This is a genomic window from Rhizobiales bacterium NRL2, from assembly GCA_001664005.1.
Lineage (GTDB): Bacteria > Pseudomonadota > Alphaproteobacteria > Minwuiales > Minwuiaceae > Minwuia.
Genome location: CP016093.1, coordinates 3,984,140 through 4,002,527, shown reverse-complemented (window position 1 = coordinate 4,002,527; position 18,388 = coordinate 3,984,140). Strand labels below are relative to the sequence as shown.

The following is an 18,388-nucleotide window of genomic DNA, read 5'->3' as shown; positions in this document are numbered from 1 at the left end:
CCTGCGGCGCTACGCCGCCTTCGGGATCGGCCCGTAGGTCAGGCGGAAGCCGGCCACCGCGGCGACCAGCAGCGCGACCTGCATCAGCGCGAGCGGCAGCATGGTGCCGTCGTTCAGGAAACCCACGACAATGATGACGCCGGCGGCGGTCAGCATCTGTGCAGCGCCGAGCAGCGCCGCGCCCGATCCGGCGCGGCCCGGTGCCTCGATCACCACGCCGGCGGCGGTGAACGGCGCCATGCCGCCGACCAGCGCGACGATCAGGAATTCCAGCGCCAGATAGGCGTACTGGTGCAGCAGGCCCGTCTGATAGAGCGCGATCTGCACCAGCACCGGAACGATCGAGGCGATGACGAAATAGTGCGCGCCCTGGGGCACGCCGATCGATGCCGCCAGCCGGCGGGCGATCATCAGCCCGGTCAGGAAGCCGGCCATCACCACGCCGACGCTGATGCCGACGCCGAGCGGCCCGGCCTGGCCGTTCGCCAAGTCGATGAACGGCGCGTTGGCGACGAAGGTGTAGGTCGCACCATAGGCGCAGCAATGCGTTATCAGGTAGGCGAAATAGCGCCCGTGGACGACCAGGCCGCCATAGGTCCGGGCCATGCGGATCGGGTTCAGCCCGCCCGTCATGCGCTCCGGCAACGTCTCGCGGAAGCTCGAGACCACCCAGACGCAGGCGATGCCGGCGACCAGCAGCCCGGCGAGGATCGCGGCCCGCCAGCCGCCATGGGGCATCAGCGCCTCGCCGATCAACGGGCCGCAGATCATCATCGAGCCGTTGGCGATGAACAGCGGCGCCATCATCCGGGCGGTCTGGCGGTCGTCGGTCGCGATGTCGCGCACCACCGCCCGGGCCAGCACGTAGCCGGCGCTGGCGCCGGCGCCCTGCACGACGCGGCCGGCAATCAGCGCCTCGATGCCGGGGGCCAGCGCCGCCAGCACGGAGCCGGCGCCGAACAGCACCAGGCCGCCGATCAGCACCGGCCGCCGGCCGAAAGCGTCGGAGAGCGGTCCCATCAGCAACTGGCAGAGGCCGAACGCCATGGCGAAGCCCGAGATCGCGAGCTGGGCGGTGACATCGGGCGTGCCGAACTCGCGGGCGATACCGGGCAGACTTGGCACCAGCAGCGAGGTCGACAGGTCGCCCACTGCGAACAGCAGCATCAGGAGCGGCAGGATCCGAGGCGTTGCCGCCCGCTCGCCGGTTGCCGTCATCGCGCTATTCCTCCCCCTCGCGCCGGTCGTCCCCCGACAGATAGCGCCCCTTGTCCCGGAAATCGATCAGTGCCCGACCGGCTGACGATCATGCGGGCCGTCCGCCGTCCGGGAAAGCGTGTCTTCCCTGAACGCTTGCCGAGGTCCCCGATTGAGACTCGGTTGTCCCTGTAAGGGGCCGAACACTTTCGTCAGGCAGCCGACGGCGCGGTGGGGGACGGCGCGGCTTCAATCGATTTCGAATTGATGACGCTCGAGCACTTCAGGCGCAATGATGCCCGCGTGCAATGCCAGCAGGATGAGGCGGGCGTCGGGCCCGGTGCCCGCGCCGACCGCCGCCGCGATGCGGTCTTCGACGGCCGCCGCGGCGCTGGCGCCATTGTCGTCGGCGAACACGCCCGGGCCATGCATCAGATAGCCGAACAGTTCGGCTGCATGCGCGCAGGCCGCCTCGTCCGGGCCGTCCTTGCGGCCGGTCGTTTCAAGCTGGCGGATGATGGCGATCTTCACCGCACCCGGCATCAGGCGCGGGTGCACGCCGACGGCGCGCAGGGCGCCATCCAGTCTTTGGACCGGGCGCGACGCGCCGAACAGTTCCAGGAATCCCAGCATAGCGCGCATCCTACCGGGAGGGCCCAGCGGTGGATAGACGGGCCGCGGCCGTCGATGGCCGTCGGGCTCAGGCCGGTTCGGCGATGAACACCGGGATCAGCCGCGACGTCTTCGCCTGGTACTCGGCATAGGGCGCAAAGGCCTTCACGCCGGCATTCCAAAGGCGATCGCGTTCCGGCCCTTCGGGCACTTCGCGGACGCGCATCGGGAACACTTCGGTGCGGTCACGGATCTCGACATCCGGATGGGCCCGGAGATTGTGGACCCAGACGGGATCCTTCGGCCGGCCGCCATAGGAGCCGATCAGTACGTAGCCCTCGTCGACCTTGACCCGCATGAGCGGGATCTTGCGGATGGCGCCGGTCCGGTTGCCCTTGTGGGTGACGATGATGCAGGGCAGGCCGGAATCGCGCAGCGTGGTCCCCTTGGTCCCGCCGCTGCCCTCGTAGAGTTCGACTTGCTCCCGAACCCAGTCGATCGCGGGTGGGATGTATTTCGTCATGCAATCCTCCTTGTGCGGCGGGCAGCGTGGACCCTGCCCGGACGAAATGCCAGTCGCTCTCTTTCCGTGCCGCCATTCGAACGGCAGTTATTGCGATTGAGAGTCATAGTCATTATTGATATGACCGTTCCGGCGCGGGCTGGTCGTTCGTACGGGTTTCCGGGGATCAGCAATCGAGGTTCCGATGAATCGCATCCTGATGATCGCATTCGCCGTTCTGGCGCTGACGGGCGGCGCCGCCGCGGCGGCCGAGCGGCTGGGCCTGGAGCTGAACAAGCTGGAGCCGCGCGACGGCGCCTGCCGCGCCTACATCGTCATCGAGAACGGAACCCCGACGGCCTTCGAGAGCCTGAAGCTGGATCTGGTGATGTTCGACAGGGAAGGGATCGTGGCCGAACGGCTGGCGCTGGAGGTTGGGCCGCTTCCGGCCGGCAAGACCAGCCTGAAGGTCTTCGACGTGGCGGGCCTGGCCTGCGGACAGGTCGGCCGCGTGCTGCTCAACGAGGTGCTGGCCTGCGACGACGGCACGGGCGGGCGCGATGGATGCATGGACCTGGTCGAGACCTCGGCCCGCGGCGGCCTCGAATTCATCAAGTAACTGCCGGCGGAGGGCAGGCATGGAGACGTATTTCAGATGAACCAGGAAGGCGAACAGGCCGGCGCGGTGCTGGCGGGGCCGGCGGCGCCCGCGTCGGGCGTGGCGCAGCTTCTCGAGACGCTACAGGCCGGCGGACCCGTGGTCGCCCTGCTGCTGGCCATGTCGGTGGCGGCGCTGGCGATCGTGCTCGCCAAGCTCTGGCAGTTCCGCGATCTGCGGTCCGGCGAGATGCCGAGCACCCACCGCGCGCTGGCGCTGTGGCAATCGGGCCGGAGGGGGGAGGCGCTGACCCTGCTGCAGGGCGCGCGCGGGCCGCTCGCCGGGATCGCCGCCGCGGCGATGCAGGGGCTGCGGCGCGACCTGCCGGCCGGCGAGGTGCGGGAGGAAGCCATGCGCCGGGGCGGCGACGTGCTGGAGGCGTTCAGAAGCTGGCTCAGACCGCTGGAGGTGATCGCCTCGCTGGCGCCGCTGCTCGGCCTGTTCGGCACCGTGCTGGGCATGATCGAGGCGTTCCGCCAGCTCGAGACCGCCGGCAACCAGGTCGATCCGTCGATCCTCTCGGGCGGCATCTGGGAAGCCCTGCTGACCACCGCCGTGGGTCTCGCGGTCGCCATCTCTGCGGTCGTCGCGCTGAACTGGCTGGAACGGCGTGTCGAGCGCCTGGCCCACGAGATGGACAGCGCCATCACCCGGCTGTTCACCCGCGAACTGGCCCCGGTTCCCGAACAGGAGGCGCGCCATGCCGGAGAAGGCTACCGCCCCGCCGTCGCTCACGGCGGCGATTAGCGGGCGCCGCCGGCCGCTGATCAGCCTGACGCCGCTGATCGACGTCGTCTTCATCCTGCTGGTTTTCTTCATGCTGGCGTCGTCCTTCCTGGACTGGCGCGCCATCGACCTGACGCCGCCCGCGCGGGCCGGTTCTGGGGCGCTGATGGAGGGCGCGATGCTGGTCGATGTGCGGCCCGACGGTCTGCGGCTTTCGGGCGAACGCCTCGATCTGGAGACGCTGGCGGGGCGCGTTGAAGCGCGTCTCGCCGACCGGCCCGGCCAGAGCGTGGTCATCCGTCCCGCGGCCGGCGTGTCGCTGCAGCGCACGGTCCGCGTCCTCGACCGTCTGGCCGCTGCCGGCGCGGCGAACCTCTCGCTCAACCGGGCGGGCGGGCGATGAGCCGACTTTCCGGAAGCCGGCGCCGCCCGCGCAATGACGACGACCGGATCATGCCGCTGATCAACCTCGTCTTCCTGCTGCTGATCTTCTTCATGCTCGCGGGCCGCCTGACCGCCGCCGATCCGTTCGAGATCGCGCCGCCGGAATCGGCGAGCGGCGCGGATCCCGTGGCCGAGGAGATGCTGATCCTGGTCGCCGCAGACGGCCGGCTGGCGCTGGACGGCGCGATGGTGAGCGAGGCCGAACTGGCCGAACGCCTGGGCCGCGAGCCGCGCCGGGTCCGGCTGAAGGCCGATGCGGAGGCCGAGGCGGTGCGTGTCGTGCAGGTCATGGAAGTCCTGCGCGACGCCGGCGTCGAGAACCTGCACCTCCTCACGGTGCCGGCCGGGCGATGAGCGGGATCCGCCGCCGCACCTGGGTTCTGGCTCTGGTGGCCGCCCTGCTGATCCATGTCGGCGCGGCCGTCGTGCTTGTCTGGCAGCCCCCAACCTCGGGGGCGCAGAGCTACGGTGCGGCCGGCGTGGCGGTGGGTCTGGCGGCCGCAGGCGCCCCGCCCGGCGCCGATGCTGCGGGCGACCCTGCGCTTGCCGAGACCGTGACCGAACGGGCATTGGAAGCCGAGCCCGTGACGACGGAAACCGCGAAGGCGGTCGACGCGAAGGCCACCCGGCTGGTTGCGGCGGCGCCTGTGGAAGCGCCGCCAGCGGCGGTTCCGGCCCGGGAGGCGACTGCGTCGCCAGTGGAGACGACGCCCCCACAGGCCACGCCCGCCACGACACGGTTGGCCGAACCGCTCCCGACGGCCTCGCCGCCCGATCCATCGCCGGCGGCCAAGCCGGTGACGGTGGACGCAGCGGAGGCGGACGTGGCTGAGGCGGACGTGGCTGAGGCCGAACTTCCGGAACGCGAGGCGACGGAAGCGGTCGCAGCGGCCCCGCCGCCGCCGCCCGCGCGGCCGGCCCGGGCCGCACCCGAGCGCGAACCGCGTATCGCACAACCGACGCCTCCGGCGCCCGAGCGGACCGCCGAACCCGTCGAGGTTCCGGAAGGCGGAACCGAGATGGCCGCGGCCCCGGCGGCGACCGCGCCGCCCGGCGGCGGGGACGCCGGCAGACGGGCCGCCCCGCCGGGCTCGGGCGGCCGCGCCGGGTCGAAGGCCGCGCCCGAAACCGGTGACGGACCGGGCGCCGAAGGCGGCGGCTCGCCGGGAGAGCACGCCGACTTCCTGGCGCAGCTGCAGGCCTGGCTGGAGCGGCACAAGGAATATCCGCGGCGCGCGCAGCGCCGCCGTCAGGAGGGCACGGCGACGCTCTTCTTCGTCATGTCCCGCGATGGCCGCGTCCTCGACTCCCGGATCGAGGAAAGCTCCGGCCACGAGGCCCTGGACCGGGAGGTTCGCGCCATGATCGAACGCGCCCAGCCGCTGCCGGCCATCCCCGACTCGATGCGCCAGAGCCGGCTGGAGCTGGTCGTTCCCATCGTCTTTTCCCTGCGCTGACGACCGTTCCGGGCCCGGCCCGCAGATCGTGCAGGCCGCGGAGTTGTCCTGCCGCACGGCGCGGCGCATGATGGCGCCATGAAACGCACACCAAGACAGCTGATGGAAACCTACCTTCTGGAGGTTGCCGCGAAGGGCCGGCTCGAACTCATCGAGGAACTGGCCCAGCCCGACATGGTCGACGAGGCCAACCAGGCGTTCGGCGGACCGCCCGGCCGCGAGGGGCTGGTTGCGCACGTCGTGGGCTTCCGGCGCAATGTCGGCGAGCTTGAACTGGTCGTCGAACGGATCGTCGCCGGCGACAACGAGGTGATGGCCTGGTGGTCCTTCAGCGGAAAGCACGTCGGGCCGTGGCTCGGCCGCGCGCCGACCGGCCGCGATATCTCCGGCGACGTGTTCAGCTTCTTCGACCTCGCCGGTGACCGGATCAGCCGCTACCGGGTCTGGCTCTGCGCCGATTTCGACGAACCGGTGGTGTTCGACTCATCCCGCGCGGTCCCGTCACCGACCTGAACCGGGCGATTTCACGCCGGGAAGCCGATGATCCGTCCGCCCACATCGCGGCAGAAGCGCTCCCGGGCGAGCCGGTATGCGAGACGTCTTCTTCTGACCGTCGTCGCCCTGCTTCTGCTCCCCGTCGTGCTGAGCGCGCTCTACCGTATCGTGCCGCCGCCGGGGACGCCTCTGATGGCGATACGCGCGCTGGAAGGCGACGGGGCGACGCGCCGCTGGGTGGCGCTGGACGACCTGCCGGACCATGTGCCGCTGGCGGTGCTGGCGGCCGAAGACAACCGGTTCTGCGGGCATGCCGGCTTCGACTGGGAGGCCATCGGCGACGCCATCGACGAGGCCCGCGCCGGCCGCGGCCTGCGCGGCGCCAGCACGATCTCCATGCAACTCACCCGCAACCTGTTCCTGTGGCCGGGCGGCGGCTGGTTCCGAAAGGGGCTGGAGGCGCTCTGGACGCCGGCGGTGGAACTGTTCCTCGGCAAGCGGCGGATCATGGAGATCTATCTGAACATGGCGGAGACGGGCATCGGCACGTTCGGTTTCGAGGCTGCCGCGCATCGCTATTTTGGCAAGGGTGCCGCCGCCCTGTCGGCGCGGGAGGCGGCCGCCATCGCCGCGATCCTGCCCAATCCGCGCGGCTGGAGCCCGGGCCAGGGCCATGCGGGCGAGCGCGTGCCCGTGCTGCTCCGCCGCATGCGCGACATCGCCCCCCTCGCGGCGTGCATCGAATGAACGGGCTGACGCGCCAATGACCGCGGACCTGCGGCTTCCCCGACTCAGCCTCACGGCTAGTTGAAAAGCCGCGCCCTTTCCCCAACTCCACGAACGCCACGGTTGCCGTGAGCCGCCACTTCGACGGCCGCGGGCGATCTGTCGGCATTCGAACAGCGCGGTCCCGAAGGCGGGCCTGTCGGCGGCCGCCGCGATCGGGCCGTCGGACGGGCTGGCCGCCGGCATGGCGGCCGAACGCCGCCGAAGGGCCGGCCGCCGGCCCGGGACTGCAGAGTTGAAATCGAGGGGCAAGAAAGGAGGTTGGAAATGGAAGAACCACGCGACCCGTATCCCTCGCGCCGCATTTCGAAACCCTATGTCGCGCCCCGCACCGAACCGGTGATTCATGCGCATGGCGCGGCCCGCCGGACCGGCCCCCTCGACGATGCGCAACTCGACCGCTTCGAGCGGGACGGGTTCCTGTTTCTGCCCGAACTTTTTCCTGCGAACGAGGTCAGGGCGCTGCGGGCGCGGCTGGATCGTCTGTGCCGGGACGGCCGTGATTCGGAGGCCGAGGAGATCATCCGGGAGCCGGAGAACGACGAGGTCCGCTCGATCTTCGCCGTTCACCAGTCCGATGACGTCTTCGCGCGGCTTGCCGACGATCCGCGGCTGGCCGACGCCGCACGCCAGATCCTCGGCAGCGACGTCTATGTCCATCAGTCCCGCATCAACTACAAGCCGGCCTTCGCCGGTACTGGGTTCTTCTGGCACTCCGATTTCGAGACCTGGCACTGCGAGGACGGTATGCCCGGGATGCGCGCGGTCAGCATGTCGATCCTGCTGACCGACAACACGCCGCACAACGGCCCGCTGATGCTGATACCCGGCTCGCACCGACACTTCGTCGGTTGCGTGGGCGAGACGCCGGAGGAAAATCACCGGACGTCGCTGCGGCGGCAGGTAATCGGCACGCCCGACACGGAAAGCCTGAAATGGCTGGCGGAGCGCGGCGGCATATCCGCGCCTCTGGGCCCGTGCGGCTCGGTGCTGATCTTCGATTGCAACACCCTTCACGGCTCCGCCGACAACATCTCGCCCGATCCGCGCAGCAACGTCTTCATGGTGTTCAACAGTGTCGAGAACCGGCTCCGCGCGCCATACGCCGCGCCTGCGCCGCGGCCCTGGTATCTGGCGTCCCGCCGCAACGAAGAAGCGACGGCCCAGGCTGCCTAGGACAGGGCCTCCCGCGGTATCATTCGTGCCGCCGCGCGGCGGTCACGGCGAGGCAGACGGCGCCGGCAAGCATGCCCGCCACGGCCACGGCGATGGCGAGACCGTATCCGCCGGTGAGGTCAAACAGCAGCCCGGCCATGGTCGGTCCCAGCAGCACGCCGAGACCGGCGCCCGAATAGTTGACGCCCAGGATCGAGCCCAGATGCCGCACGCCGAAGACATCGGCGACAATCGCCGGCATCAGCGGCGCGAAGCCGCCATAGAGCGTGCCGAAAACGGCGGCGAACAGGGCCAGGGTCCGGACTTCCCGGGCGAAGTGCCAGAAGGCGAGCATCACGGCGAGCCCGATATAGACGCCGATCAGGGTCTTCAGCCGGCCCAGCCGGTCGGCCACGACGCCGACCAGGAAGCGTCCCGCGATGCTGGAGACGCCGATCACGCCGAGCAGCCATGCGCCGGTCGCTTCGTCCATGCCATGGTCCAGCACGTAGGGAACCATGTGCACCAGCGGGACGAACAGCGAGAAGGAAATGAACATGCCCGCCGCGCCGAGCAGCCAGAATTCGCCCGCGCCCAGGGCTTCGCGCAGGGTGGCGGCCGGTCCTGCGGGGGCCGCGGGGTCCGGTGGCGGGCCGCCGTCGGGGTTGAGCCCGCGCTTCTCGGGCGAATGACGCAGCGCCAGCATCGCCAGGCCGCCGATCGCCGCGACCGCCAGCGCCAGCGTGGTCATCGCCCCGCGCCAGCCCTGCAGTTCGATCAGCCAGTTCGCCACCGGCGGCGTCACCAGCGTGCCCGCGCCGATGCCCATGACCGCCAGTCCTGACGCCAGGCCGCGGCGGCGCACGAACCAGCGTTGCACGGCGCTGATCGCCGGAATGTAGATACAGCCCGTGCCGACGCCGACGCCGAGGCCATAGGCCAGATAGACGTGCCAGAGTTCGGTCGCCCGCGACGCCGCCAGCAGGCCGCAGGCGATCAGGATCATGCCGGTCGACGCGACGGCGGCCGGTCCCAGCCGGTCGGCCAGCGGGCCGCTGGCGGCGCCGAGACTGAACAGCAGGCTGCCGGCGATGGCGGAGACCAGCGCCACGTCCGAGCGGCTGGCCTGGAAGGCGGTTTCGATGGCGGGAAAGAACGGGCCGAATGAATAGGCGATGCCGAAGGCGAAGAAGGTGCCGACGAAGGCCGCGCCGACCACGATCCAGCCATAGAAGATTTTCGCTTGCCCGGCGGTCATGAACGGCCAGCGCCTCCCCCGCTTGCGCCGCCGCGATCTCCGCCGCGGTCGCGCCATCGTGCGGATCATGCACGTCGGGCGGGCGAACCGGAAGACGTTGGCGCGGGCAGCAGGCATGCCGGCGCCCGGCCCCGTGTACATCGGCCCATGCGCGGCTTCATCCCGCCCCTGTGACAAAGCCGTTGCCGGCCTGTTCGGGCCTTGCAACGCGCCGGCGCGTTCTCATCTTCCGGGCCAACGAAGAACCAGGGCGCCGGTCAACGGCGCGATCCTGACGCATTGCCGCCAGCGATCCCCCGCGACCGCCGCCGCAACGAAGCGGAGGAATGAACCATGACCAATCGCAAGGGCTATCTGGGCATCTGCTGCGCCGCAGCGCTGCTGGCCGCGCCGGCGGCTGCGGCCGACAACCGCGCCGCCATCGGTGAGGACGAGGAATGGATCAGCCTCACAGGGACCGTGGAATCGGTCGAGGACGACGATTTCGTCCTAGTCTATCCCGGAGGCGGAATCGCGGTCGAGATGGACGAACACGAGGTCGACGCGGAGAACTGGCTCAGGGTCGGCGACCGCGTGACCGTATCGGGGGAAGTCGACGAGGACTTCTACGATCGCCGTTCGATCGAGGCGGATTCGGTCTATGTCCCCCGACTCAACGAGTATTTCTATGCTGATCGTGAGGACGGTCTCCGTCATGACCGCGCCGTGGGCGCCCATACCGCGGCGGGCCTCGACAGGATCGCCACCGCCTCGGACGACGAGTTCCTGTCGGTTACGGGACGGGTCGTGGCGATATCCGGCAACGAACTCATGGTCGATGTCGGCGGCCGGACCGTGAATGTCGACGGGGGCGATCTGGACCGCCCGGCGATCGATGAGGATGTCGATGTCGGCGACCTCGTTTCCGTGTCCGGTGAGATGGATGCCGCGGGCCTGTTCAATACCGAACCCGACATCGACGCGGATTCCATAACCGTGCTCCGGCACGCCGGGTAAAGGTACGACTGGCCGGGATCCGTGAGCTCGCCACCAGCTTGGGGAGGATCGAATGAACGGCGCCATCGAAACCATGGTCGAACGCCAGGTCGCCGCGCGCGGGGTCCGTGACGAACAGGTTCTGCGGGCCTTCCGCGCCGTGCCGAGGCAGATGTTCGCGTCGGAGGAGATGGCCGAATTGCCTACGAGGACTCGCCGCCGCCGATCGGGGAAGAGCAGACGATCTCCCAACCCTTCATGGTGGCATGCCGCCGGTCCGGAGGCCTTCCTGCTGCCGCTCCGCTATGGCGGCGAAACCCTGCGCGAACAGCTCGGCGAGGCCCGGTTGCAGCGCGCCATCGGCGTGATCTACCGCCCGCGCACGGAACGGGCGAGCCACTACTTCCAGGCCATCCTGCCGGCGCAGTTCGACGAATACATCTGGTTCGGAACGACGCGCGCGGTCCGGCCGCTGGAAACGAAGGAACTCGAGGGCGTCCCGGAGACCTATCCCTTCGGCGTCTGAGCTGCCGCCAGGCCGGCCGCCACCCTGCGGCCCAGATGACGGTGCAGCAGGTTGATCAGCGCAAAGCCGCCCTGCAGCACCGCCCCGAAGCACAGCACGCCGATCCCGAACAGCACCAGCTTGTCGCCCAGATGCGGCATGCGGTCGGCGAATTGCAGGATCACCGCGATGCCCTCGTGAACGCCGATGGCGGCGCCGGTGCTCGACGACATCACCAGCACGAAGAAGACCCGGGTCACGTTGGGCAGGAAGAGCAGCGCCCCCAGCCGCGACCCGGCCCTGAACCGGCGCAACGCCTCGACACCGTTGTCGGCGACGTAGGCCGCCGAATAGGGCACCAGGGAAAGCGCCACCGTCATGACGCCCGACGGCGAGACGTTCACGCCGAACAGCACCGCCTCTCGCGGGATGGCGTTCAGCAGGAAGAACATCACGACGAATGTCGGCGCCGCCCGCATCACGCCCAGCAGCAGGATCGCCGGCGCACGGACGGCTCCCGGTCCCAGCCGCGCCAGCGCCAGGAGCAGACCCAGCCCCAGGCCGACGGCGAGCGCGATGGCCGCGATCTCGAAATTCACGGTCATGCCCGACAGGAAACGGGGCAGGAATTCGTCCATGATCGTTTCGAGCCGGATCATGCCGCCGCCTGCCGCCGCTCGAGCCAGAGGCGCAGCCGCCCGCAGCCCCACATCACCGCCATCACCACCAGGATGTAGAAGACCAGCAGCAGGCCATAGGTGGTCGCCCGGCCGCTGGCGAAGGAGGTGATGTCGGTCAGCGCGCTCAGCAGTTCCGGCGCGCCGACGAATGCGGCGATGGGCGTTCCCTTGGTCGCGTTCACCAGGAAGGAGACGATCTGGGTCGCCGAGAGGGCCACGGCGCGCTGGAACAGGCCGCCATCCGCCGCGCCCTCGGCGCGCAGCGTGCGCATGGCCTCGGAGATCGCCTGCCCCGCATTGCAGCCGTTGGCGAGGCCGAGTGCGACGATGGTGGCGCAGAGGGCCACCGCGGTGGAGTAGGCGAACAGTGCGTGCGCCAGGGTGGCCACGATCACCAGGGTGAGCACAATGGGCGAGGACTGCAGCACCATGGTGAGCGCGCGCGCGGCCCAGCGGAGCGGCGCGGCGCGGGCGGTGAACATGGCGCCGATGAGCAGCGCGAATGCCATGGTCGCGGCCAGCGCGCCGGCGACGAGCATCAGGGAGTTGACCACACCCGACCAGAACAGGGTCCAGGCGGGCTTCGTCTTCAGCATGGCGAGGCTGAGCGCGACGCCCGTGCGGTCCTTCATCCATGCCTCGAAGGCTTCGACACGTGCGGCGAACTCCGTCGGCTCGATCGCCGCGTCCAGTGCCGGCAGCACGCAGGCGGGGTCGTCATTGCCCGCGGGGTGATTGCAGGCGGCGCTGCTCCAGATCGCCTGCTGCGCCTCCAGAAAGACGGTGCGGATCCGGTTCTCCTGCGCCAGCCGCAGAAAGACGCCGTCGCGGTGGAAGATCTGACTGACCAGGTCCAGGGCGTCGCCCAGCCGCTGGCTGCCGGTGCGGGCGACCGCCATGCCCCAGGGCACCTGGGCAAAGCCGAATTTGACATCGTAGCGCGCGGCGAAGGCCGGCTGGGCGAAGTAGTAGGCGAAGAAGCTGTCGTCCTGGGCGGCGAGCGTACAGGTGCCGTCCTGCAGCCGCTCGGGCAGGGCGCCCGCGTTGTCGAACAGCATCAGCCGCGCGCCCTGCGAAACCATGTTCTGGTTGGAGCCGTTGCCGATGGTCACGCAGATGCTGCGGCCCGCGATGTCGGTCCAGTCCTTCACCTCCAGTTCGCGCGGACCGACAAGGATGGTTTCCGAACGGTAGTAGTGCGGGCGGACGAAGCGAACCTGGCCGTCGCGCGGCGTGTTGTGGCCCATGGTGGCGATGATCAGGTCGATCCGGTCCTCCGCCAGCATGGGGATGCGGTTGGCGGCGTTCACCCGTGCGTAGTCGACACCGACGCCGAGCCGGGCGGCGATGGCGCGGCCGACGTCGACGTCGTAGCCGCTGTATTTACCATCGGTCATTTCGCCGAACAGCGGATAGTGATGCCGTGCGCCGATGCGGATCTCGCCATCGCAGAGGATGCGGACCAGGGCATCGGCGGCCGGGTCGGCGCAGGCGCCGGGCCGGGCGGCTTGCGCGCGGGCATCGGAAAGCAGGGCCTGCAGGGCCGCGTCCGGTCGCTGGTCCGCCGCAGCCGTCCCGCCCGCCGTCCAGAGCAGGAGCAGCAGGGCGGTCAGTCCGCCGATGAACGGGAGCGGCCGGCTAGCCATCGGCGTCCAGATCCCCGGGCCGGGCGATCTCGACCACCAGCATTTCGCCGAAGACATAGGGGCCGTAGCGGAAGATCGTGCGGCCTTCTTCGCGGGCGAGGACCGTCGCCGTCATCCGGGCCAGCTTCTCCTCGGTGATATGGACCAGCGTGGTCAGCGCCGGGCGCATCGCCAGGCCGGCGCTCTCCACCTGGGCCCTCGTGGCAACGAGCCCCGAGAAGGCGTTGTGGGTCAGCAGGGCCCGGCCACCGGGGGCAAGATGTTCGCTCAGTCCCGAGACGAACACCTCGAGATAGCGCCGGCCGTCCGCGCCGCCGGAATTCCAGCTCGGCCGCCGTCCGCCATATTCCGCCGGCGGCATGGGAAAGTGGGGCAGGTTGGCCACGATCAGACCGAAGCGCCGGCCGGCGACCGGCCCCCACATGTCGCCGCGGTGCAGGGTCGATACCTCTGCCAGGCCCAGATCGCGGAGCAGGGCGGCGCCCGATTCGACCGCTTCCGCCTCGATGTCGACGCCGCACAGCGCCCCGGCGCCCATGGCGCCGAGGGCGGCCAGCACGACGCCGCTGCCGAAACCGATCTCCAGGGCGTCCGCGCCTTCGACGACGTGCCGGCGCTGGCGCAGCGCCTGGATCAGGGCCGCGGTGTACTCGCTGGGACGCAATGCGGGATTCGCTGACAAATGATCTCCCATTCGATTGACATGCAGGATGCGGCCGGCCCCACTCAGCATGCGGGCGGCCGGGCGGCCGCGTCCTGCATGGTCGCCTCGACGCTCGCGATCATCCGCCTGGCCACCGTATCCTCGGGGAACGACGCCAGCACCTCCCTGTAGTGACGCAACGCCGCTTCCTTGTCGCCGGCGACCAGCGCGTTGTAGGCCCGCCGGGTCATCTCGGCCAGGATCACGGCCCGCTCGTCGGGCTCCAGCTCGGCGGCCGCGCCGCGCACGCCCAGCAGTTCGTAGATCGGAATGGTGGTACGCCGGCCCTTGACCGCCACGTCCTCGATCGGCCGGACCAGCAGACGGTCGCCCGCTTCCTTGAAGACGCTGTGGCTGATGCAGACGCGGGTGCCGTAGACCTTGTTGATGCCTTCCAGTCGCGCAGCGACGTTCACGCCGTCGCCCATGACCGTGTAGCTCATGCGCTCGGCGGAGCCGACATTGCCGACCAGCACCGCGTCGCTGTGAATGCCGATTCGGACGTTCAGCGGCCGATCGTCCTTGCCCGTCCAGCGTTCGTTCACGGCGACCATCTCGCGCTGGATGCGCATGGCGGCGACGCAGGCGTGCCAGGCGTGATCCTCCAGCAGGTTGGGCGCGCCCCAGAAGGCCATGACCCCGTCGCCGATGAACTTGTCGATCGTGCCCGCTTCGCGGTTCACAGCACGCGTCACCGTCTCCAGATAGGCGGAGACCCTGAGCATCAGCTCCCGGGATGGCAGCTCTTCCGACAGCGTGGAGAAGGATTCCAGGTCCGAGAAGAAGATCGTCAGGAACCGGCTCTGGCCGCCCAGTTCCAGCTTCCGCTCCGAATCCACCAGCTGGCGCACCAGGCCCCAGGGCACGAAGGCGGCGAAGGACCGGACGGTCTTGTCCAGGGTCTCGACGGCGCGCGAAAGGACCGCCACCTCCCTGATCGAGGAATCGAGCGGGGGCGAATCGTTGCGGCCCGGTTCCTGGAGAGCGCTGACCTTCATCGCCAGCCGTTCGAGCGGCTTGGAAACCACGCCGGAAAAGACCCAGATGATCAGAATCTGCAGGACGAGGGCGCCCAGGCCCAGGGCCAGCAGGCGGATATTGTTCTTCTCCAGCGCCGCGGTGAATTCGTGGATCGGCGTGACGATGAAGAGCTGCCAGCGCTTGCCGAACTCGGGCTTCAGGGTGGACAGGGTGGCGACATATTCCCGCCCGCCGTGACGGAAGGTGTAGAGCCTGTCGGAGCCGTCCCGTGGACGGGCGCTGAAGGCGATCGCTGGCAGTTCCTCCTCCAGCGAGGTGACGTGACGGATTTCCAGCTGTCCGTCGCGGGTCGCGTAGGTGCGCGCGCCCTCCGAATTGGCAATGACCCGCCCGCCATGGTCCAGGATATAGCTGCGCGTGCCCGGGCTGATCCGGTTCTCGGCCAGGTAGTCCGAAAGGCCGTCCAGCGTGATGTCGACCGCGGCCACGCCCAGAAGGCGGTCGCCGTCGTGATAGGGCGCGGACACCGTGAAGCCGATCAGATCGAAGATCGCGAATACCGACGGATCGGTGATGTAGAGCTCTCCGGCCTCCACCGTCTGCCGGTACCAGGGCCGGACCCGCGGGTCATAGCCGGTCGCGCGGCTGGCCTGGCCCAGCAACTGGCCAGCTTCGTCCAGATAGGCGAAGTTGTCGAGCCGCTGGCCGTCGCCGCCCAGGGGCGGCATCCACCGCAGGGCGAACTCGGACTCGGGCGGCGCGGGATCGCCATCGACTCCGCGGTCCGCGACAAGCCGCCGGGCCTGGCGGAAGGAGCCGTCCTCCTGGCCGACATACATCGCCACCATGCGGTCGCTGTGGCGCAGGATGGTCAGCAGATAGGGCAGCGAGCCGTTGTCGCCGTAGAAGCCGGGCGAAGCCTCGCCCACCTCGGCGGCGCTGCGCACCAGCGACTTGATGGGATCGAAGGTGTTCTGGATGTTCTGCAGCGCTTCGCCCCGGAAGCGTTCGACCAGATCATAGGCGTTGGCGCGTGCGGTGCGGTCGTTGGCGATGTAGTTGATGGCGACGATCGCCACCACGACCGGCACCGTCAGGACAGCGAACAGGATCAGGATGATCGGCCTCAGCCGCAGCTTCTTCACGACGCGGCCCTTCCCCTCGACGCGGCCCCAATCACGCCCGACAATAGCGGAGTTCGAACGTGACACAACTCGGCCCCATGCTGGCCGGGTCACATCAAGGCGAAGTTAACGGGGCGGGACGGATCCTGCGTTCAAAGGCGCGCGCCAGGCGCGTCGAGGTTGTATTCCAGAAGCTCCCCGGTGACGAACTCGAAGGCGTCGTCGATGGAATCGGTGCGGTGCATCAGTTCGACGTCGCGCGCGTCGATCGTGCCGTGGCGGGCAAGTTCGTCGAAGTCGACGATGCGGTCCCAGTAATCGGTGCCGAACAGCACGATGGGCAGCCGTTTCCGCATCTTCCGGGTCTGCACCATGGTCAGGATCTCGAACAGTTCGTCCAGCGTGCCGAAGCCGCCGGGAAAGACCAGCACCGCCTTGGCCAGGTAGAGAAACCAGAACTTCCGCATGAAGAAGTAGTGGAAGTGCACGTCCAGGCCCCGGGTGACATAGGGGTTGTCGAATTCCTCCAGCGGAATGGAGATGGTCAGGCCGACATTGACGCCTTTCGCTTCCGAGGCGCCGCGATTGGCCGCCTCCATGATGCCGGGGCCGCCGCCGGTGCAGACGACGAAGCGCTGTGCGTCGCTTTCCAGGCCCTTCGACCAGCGGGTCAGGCGCGCCGCCAGTTCCCGCGCCGCCTCGTAGTAGCGCGACATCTCCAGATCCCGTCTCGCGCGGTCGAGGCCCTCGCCGGCCTCTTCGGCCTCCCGCAGGGCCTGTTCCGCATCGGCCTTCGCCTTCAGCCGCGCCGAGCCGAGGAAGACGATGGTGTCGTTGACCTCGTGCCGCTCGAAGCGGCTCAGCGGTTCGACATATTCCGAGAGAATGCGCAGCGGACGCGCATCCCGTCCGCTCATGAACTCGGGATTGTTGTAGGCCTTCAGCCTGTGTCCGGGATCCTTGGCCATATCCGTTCCCCTTCCTCCCGGCCGCTCAGAAATCGAACAGTTCGCTGAGGAAGGATTCGCGCTTCTTCTTGCGATAGGGCGTGCGGCCCTCCGGATAGCCGCTCTTGTCGGAGCGGTCATGCCGGCCGGCGTCGGGCGGCATCTGCGCGGCGGCGCGTTCGATGATCTTGTCCAGTTCGCCACGGTCCAGCCAGACACCGCGGCACTTGGGGCAGTAATCGATCTCGACCCCGCTGCGGTCCGTGATGACAAGGGTTTCGTTGTCGATGGGGCACTTCATGGCGCGCTCTGTATCCTTTGAAAATCTGCCTGGACAGCGGATATGGGCGCGTCGGGCCGGCTCCACAACCGGCCCCGTCTACAGCGTCTCCCCGGCGCCGATCACCGCCGTGACCTGGCTGGACAGGAACCCGCCATTGCCATGCGCCAGCGCCAGTTTCGCCCCCTGGACCTGTCGCGCGCCGGCGGCGCCCGTCACCTGGGCGACGGCCTCGACCACGGTGAACAGGCCGTACATGCCGGGATGGACGCAGGACAGCCCGCCGCCGTTCGTGTTGACCGGAATCTCGCCGCCCGGCGCGGTGCGGCCGCCCTCGAAGAATCGGCCGCCTTCGCCCTTGGGACAGAAGCCCAGGTCCTCCATGAACAGGATCGGGTTGATGGTGAAGGCGTCGTAGAGTTCCACCACGTCGATATCGGAGGGCTTCACACCCGCCTGCGCCATGGCGCGGGGGCCGGACTCGGCTGCCGCCGTGACGGTGAGGTCGGGCATCTGGGAGATGTTCTGATGCGTGGTCGCCGCCGCCGCGCCCAGCACATAGGCCGGCTTGGCGGCATGGTCCTTCGCGCGGTCGGCGCGGGTGAGCACCACGGCCGCGCCGCCGTCGGTGACCAGGCAGCAGTCGCGAACGCCCAGCGGGGTCGAGACCCGGCGCGCCGACAGCACCTCGTCCACCGAGAGGTCGCCCTGCATGAATGCGTCCGGATTGAGGTTGGCCCATTGCCGGGCCGAGACGGCGACTTCCGCCAGCTGCTCCGGCGTGGTGCCGTATTCGTGCATGTGGCGCGCGGCCGCCAGGGCGTAGGCCGAGACCGGCAGGCGCGGCTTGTACGGACCTTCCCAGGGATCCGGTGCGGCCGCTGAAACCAGCTTGCCCGCGGCGGACCGCTGATTGCTGCCATAGGCGATCAGCGCCACGTCGCAGAGCCCCGCGTCGAGCGCGAGACAGGCCGACGCCAGGTGGGTCAGAAAGGCCGAGCCGCCGGTGCGGTTGTTTTCGGTGATCTTCGGGCGGAGGCCCAGATACTCGGCGAAGCCGAGGCCCGAAAGCATGTTGTCGGGCAGACAGATATAGAGCGCGTCGACGTCGGCCGGCGTCATCCCTGCCTGTTCCAGCGCGCCGATGCTGGCGTTGACGGCGATGTCCATGCTGGAGAGGCCCGGCGCCTCGCCAATGCCGTACGTGGCGCTGCCAACGATGGCGGCCTTGCCGCGGGGAAATCCGTTCATGATTGC

21 protein-coding genes are annotated in these 18,388 nt (G+C 69.2%); 10 read left to right on the top strand and 11 right to left on the bottom strand.

The window, feature by feature from the left end; genetic code table 11:
- Positions 1-9: 9 nt before the first annotated feature.
- From TEF_18725 to TEF_18715, 3 genes are all read right to left on the bottom strand, one after another.
- Complete coding sequence (locus TEF_18725; protein ID ANK82604.1) at positions 10-1,167, bottom strand: hypothetical protein; 1,158 nt, start codon at positions 1,165-1,167, stop codon at positions 10-12.
- Between the two features lie 279 nt (positions 1,168-1,446).
- Positions 1,447-1,830: a hypothetical protein gene (locus TEF_18720; GenBank protein ID ANK82603.1), complete on the bottom strand. Its 384-nt coding sequence runs from the start codon at positions 1,828-1,830 to the stop codon at positions 1,447-1,449.
- A gap of 67 nt (positions 1,831-1,897) precedes the next feature.
- Positions 1,898-2,332 carry a nitroreductase gene (locus TEF_18715; GenBank protein ID ANK82602.1) on the bottom strand — a complete coding sequence of 145 codons (435 nt, stop codon included), beginning with the start codon at positions 2,330-2,332 and terminating at the stop codon, positions 1,898-1,900.
- A 184-nt stretch (positions 2,333-2,516) separates the two neighbouring features.
- Between TEF_18715 and TEF_18710 the strand changes: the two genes are divergently transcribed.
- The 8 genes from TEF_18710 to TEF_18675 all read left to right on the top strand — a co-directional run bounded on the left by TEF_18710 (position 2,517) and on the right by TEF_18675 (position 8,053).
- Positions 2,517-2,930 (top strand): hypothetical protein, encoded by a 414-nt coding sequence (locus TEF_18710; GenBank protein ID ANK82601.1) that lies wholly within the window; start codon positions 2,517-2,519, stop codon positions 2,928-2,930.
- Positions 2,931-3,029: 99 nt separating this feature from the next.
- Complete coding sequence (locus tag TEF_18705) at positions 3,030-3,716, top strand: hypothetical protein (GenBank protein ANK83598.1); 687 nt, start codon at positions 3,030-3,032, stop codon at positions 3,714-3,716.
- Positions 3,670-4,098: a biopolymer transporter ExbD gene (locus TEF_18700; GenBank protein ID ANK82600.1), complete on the top strand. Its 429-nt coding sequence runs from the start codon at positions 3,670-3,672 to the stop codon at positions 4,096-4,098. Before TEF_18705 ends, TEF_18700 begins: the two co-directional genes overlap by 47 nt.
- Positions 4,095-4,493 (top strand): biopolymer transporter ExbD, encoded by a 399-nt coding sequence (locus TEF_18695; GenBank protein ID ANK82599.1) that lies wholly within the window; start codon positions 4,095-4,097, stop codon positions 4,491-4,493. The genes TEF_18700 and TEF_18695 overlap by 4 nt, the downstream gene beginning before the upstream one ends.
- A complete protein-coding gene (locus tag TEF_18690; GenBank protein ID ANK82598.1) occupies positions 4,490-5,596 on the top strand; it encodes a hypothetical protein in 1,107 nt (368 codons plus the stop codon). The genes TEF_18695 and TEF_18690 overlap by 4 nt, the downstream gene beginning before the upstream one ends.
- Before the next feature lie 102 nt (positions 5,597-5,698).
- Positions 5,699-6,109 (top strand): hypothetical protein, encoded by a 411-nt coding sequence (locus TEF_18685; GenBank protein ANK82597.1) that lies wholly within the window; start codon positions 5,699-5,701, stop codon positions 6,107-6,109.
- A gap of 27 nt (positions 6,110-6,136) precedes the next feature.
- On the top strand, positions 6,137-6,838 hold the full coding sequence (locus tag TEF_18680) for a monofunctional biosynthetic peptidoglycan transglycosylase (GenBank protein ID ANK82596.1): 702 nt from the start codon (positions 6,137-6,139) through the stop codon (positions 6,836-6,838).
- Positions 6,839-7,144: 306 nt separating this feature from the next.
- Entirely contained in the window at positions 7,145-8,053 is a 909-nt protein-coding gene (locus tag TEF_18675; protein ANK82595.1) for an ectoine hydroxylase, read from the top strand.
- A gap of 19 nt (positions 8,054-8,072) precedes the next feature.
- Here the strand turns inward: TEF_18675 and TEF_18670 are convergent, their stop codons facing one another.
- The gene (locus TEF_18670; protein ANK82594.1) at positions 8,073-9,290 is read right to left on the bottom strand and encodes a hypothetical protein; all 1,218 of its coding nucleotides are present in this window, start codon (positions 9,288-9,290) and stop codon (positions 8,073-8,075) included.
- Positions 9,291-9,623: 333 nt separating this feature from the next.
- Between TEF_18670 and TEF_18665 the strand changes: the two genes are divergently transcribed.
- Positions 9,624-10,286 carry a hypothetical protein gene (locus TEF_18665; GenBank protein ID ANK82593.1) on the top strand — a complete coding sequence of 221 codons (663 nt, stop codon included), beginning with the start codon at positions 9,624-9,626 and terminating at the stop codon, positions 10,284-10,286.
- A 52-nt stretch (positions 10,287-10,338) separates the two neighbouring features.
- Positions 10,339-10,791: a hypothetical protein gene (locus TEF_18660; GenBank protein ANK82592.1), complete on the top strand. Its 453-nt coding sequence runs from the start codon at positions 10,339-10,341 to the stop codon at positions 10,789-10,791.
- Here the strand turns inward: TEF_18660 and TEF_18655 are convergent.
- From TEF_18655 to TEF_18625, 7 genes are all read right to left on the bottom strand, one after another.
- A complete protein-coding gene (locus TEF_18655; GenBank protein ANK82591.1) occupies positions 10,773-11,480 on the bottom strand; it encodes a hypothetical protein in 708 nt (235 codons plus the stop codon). The two genes, TEF_18660 and TEF_18655, sit on opposite strands and share 19 nt — an antisense overlap.
- The gene (locus tag TEF_18650) at positions 11,426-13,096 is read right to left on the bottom strand and encodes a hypothetical protein (protein ANK82590.1); all 1,671 of its coding nucleotides are present in this window, start codon (positions 13,094-13,096) and stop codon (positions 11,426-11,428) included. Before TEF_18650 ends, TEF_18655 begins: the two co-directional genes overlap by 55 nt.
- Positions 13,089-13,760, bottom strand: a complete 672-nt coding sequence (locus TEF_18645; protein ID ANK82589.1) for a hypothetical protein — start codon at positions 13,758-13,760, stop codon at positions 13,089-13,091. The genes TEF_18650 and TEF_18645 overlap by 8 nt, the downstream gene beginning before the upstream one ends.
- Positions 13,761-13,822: 62 nt before the next feature.
- Positions 13,823-15,925 carry a hypothetical protein gene (locus TEF_18640; protein ANK82588.1) on the bottom strand — a complete coding sequence of 701 codons (2,103 nt, stop codon included), beginning with the start codon at positions 15,923-15,925 and terminating at the stop codon, positions 13,823-13,825.
- 131 nt (positions 15,926-16,056) lie between these two features.
- The gene (locus TEF_18635; protein ANK82587.1) at positions 16,057-16,872 is read right to left on the bottom strand and encodes a lysine decarboxylase; all 816 of its coding nucleotides are present in this window, start codon (positions 16,870-16,872) and stop codon (positions 16,057-16,059) included.
- Between the two features lie 25 nt (positions 16,873-16,897).
- Entirely contained in the window at positions 16,898-17,152 is a 255-nt protein-coding gene (locus TEF_18630) for a hypothetical protein (GenBank protein ID ANK82586.1), read from the bottom strand.
- 78 nt (positions 17,153-17,230) lie between these two features.
- Positions 17,231-18,382: a thiolase gene (locus TEF_18625; protein ID ANK82585.1), complete on the bottom strand. Its 1,152-nt coding sequence runs from the start codon at positions 18,380-18,382 to the stop codon at positions 17,231-17,233.
- Between the last annotated feature and the right edge of the window lie 6 nt (positions 18,383-18,388).

Bases quoted from the DNA above. Each gene is read 5' to 3' on its own strand.
- TEF_18725 (ANK82604.1), bottom strand. From the start codon at position 1,167: ATGCTGCTGTTCGCAGTGGGCGACCTGTCGACCTCGCTGCTGGTGCCA.
- TEF_18720 (ANK82603.1), bottom strand. From the start codon at position 1,830: ATGCTGGGATTCCTGGAACTGTTCGGCGCGTCGCGCCCGGTCCAAAGA.
- TEF_18715 (ANK82602.1), bottom strand. From the start codon at position 2,332: ATGACGAAATACATCCCACCCGCGATCGACTGGGTTCGGGAGCAAGTC.
- TEF_18710 (ANK82601.1), top strand. From the start codon at position 2,517: ATGAATCGCATCCTGATGATCGCATTCGCCGTTCTGGCGCTGACGGGC.
- TEF_18700 (ANK82600.1), top strand. From the start codon at position 3,670: ATGCCGGAGAAGGCTACCGCCCCGCCGTCGCTCACGGCGGCGATTAGC.
- TEF_18695 (ANK82599.1), top strand. From the start codon at position 4,095: ATGAGCCGACTTTCCGGAAGCCGGCGCCGCCCGCGCAATGACGACGAC.
- TEF_18690 (ANK82598.1), top strand. From the start codon at position 4,490: ATGAGCGGGATCCGCCGCCGCACCTGGGTTCTGGCTCTGGTGGCCGCC.
- TEF_18685 (ANK82597.1), top strand. From the start codon at position 5,699: ATGGAAACCTACCTTCTGGAGGTTGCCGCGAAGGGCCGGCTCGAACTC.
- TEF_18680 (ANK82596.1), top strand. From the start codon at position 6,137: ATGATCCGTCCGCCCACATCGCGGCAGAAGCGCTCCCGGGCGAGCCGG.
- TEF_18675 (ANK82595.1), top strand. From the start codon at position 7,145: ATGGAAGAACCACGCGACCCGTATCCCTCGCGCCGCATTTCGAAACCC.
- TEF_18670 (ANK82594.1), bottom strand. From the start codon at position 9,290: ATGACCGCCGGGCAAGCGAAAATCTTCTATGGCTGGATCGTGGTCGGC.
- TEF_18665 (ANK82593.1), top strand. From the start codon at position 9,624: ATGACCAATCGCAAGGGCTATCTGGGCATCTGCTGCGCCGCAGCGCTG.
- TEF_18660 (ANK82592.1), top strand. From the start codon at position 10,339: ATGAACGGCGCCATCGAAACCATGGTCGAACGCCAGGTCGCCGCGCGC.
- TEF_18650 (ANK82590.1), bottom strand. From the start codon at position 13,096: ATGGCTAGCCGGCCGCTCCCGTTCATCGGCGGACTGACCGCCCTGCTG.
- TEF_18635 (ANK82587.1), bottom strand. From the start codon at position 16,872: ATGGCCAAGGATCCCGGACACAGGCTGAAGGCCTACAACAATCCCGAG.
- TEF_18630 (ANK82586.1), bottom strand. From the start codon at position 17,152: ATGAAGTGCCCCATCGACAACGAAACCCTTGTCATCACGGACCGCAGC.
- TEF_18625 (ANK82585.1), bottom strand. From the start codon at position 18,382: ATGAACGGATTTCCCCGCGGCAAGGCCGCCATCGTTGGCAGCGCCACG.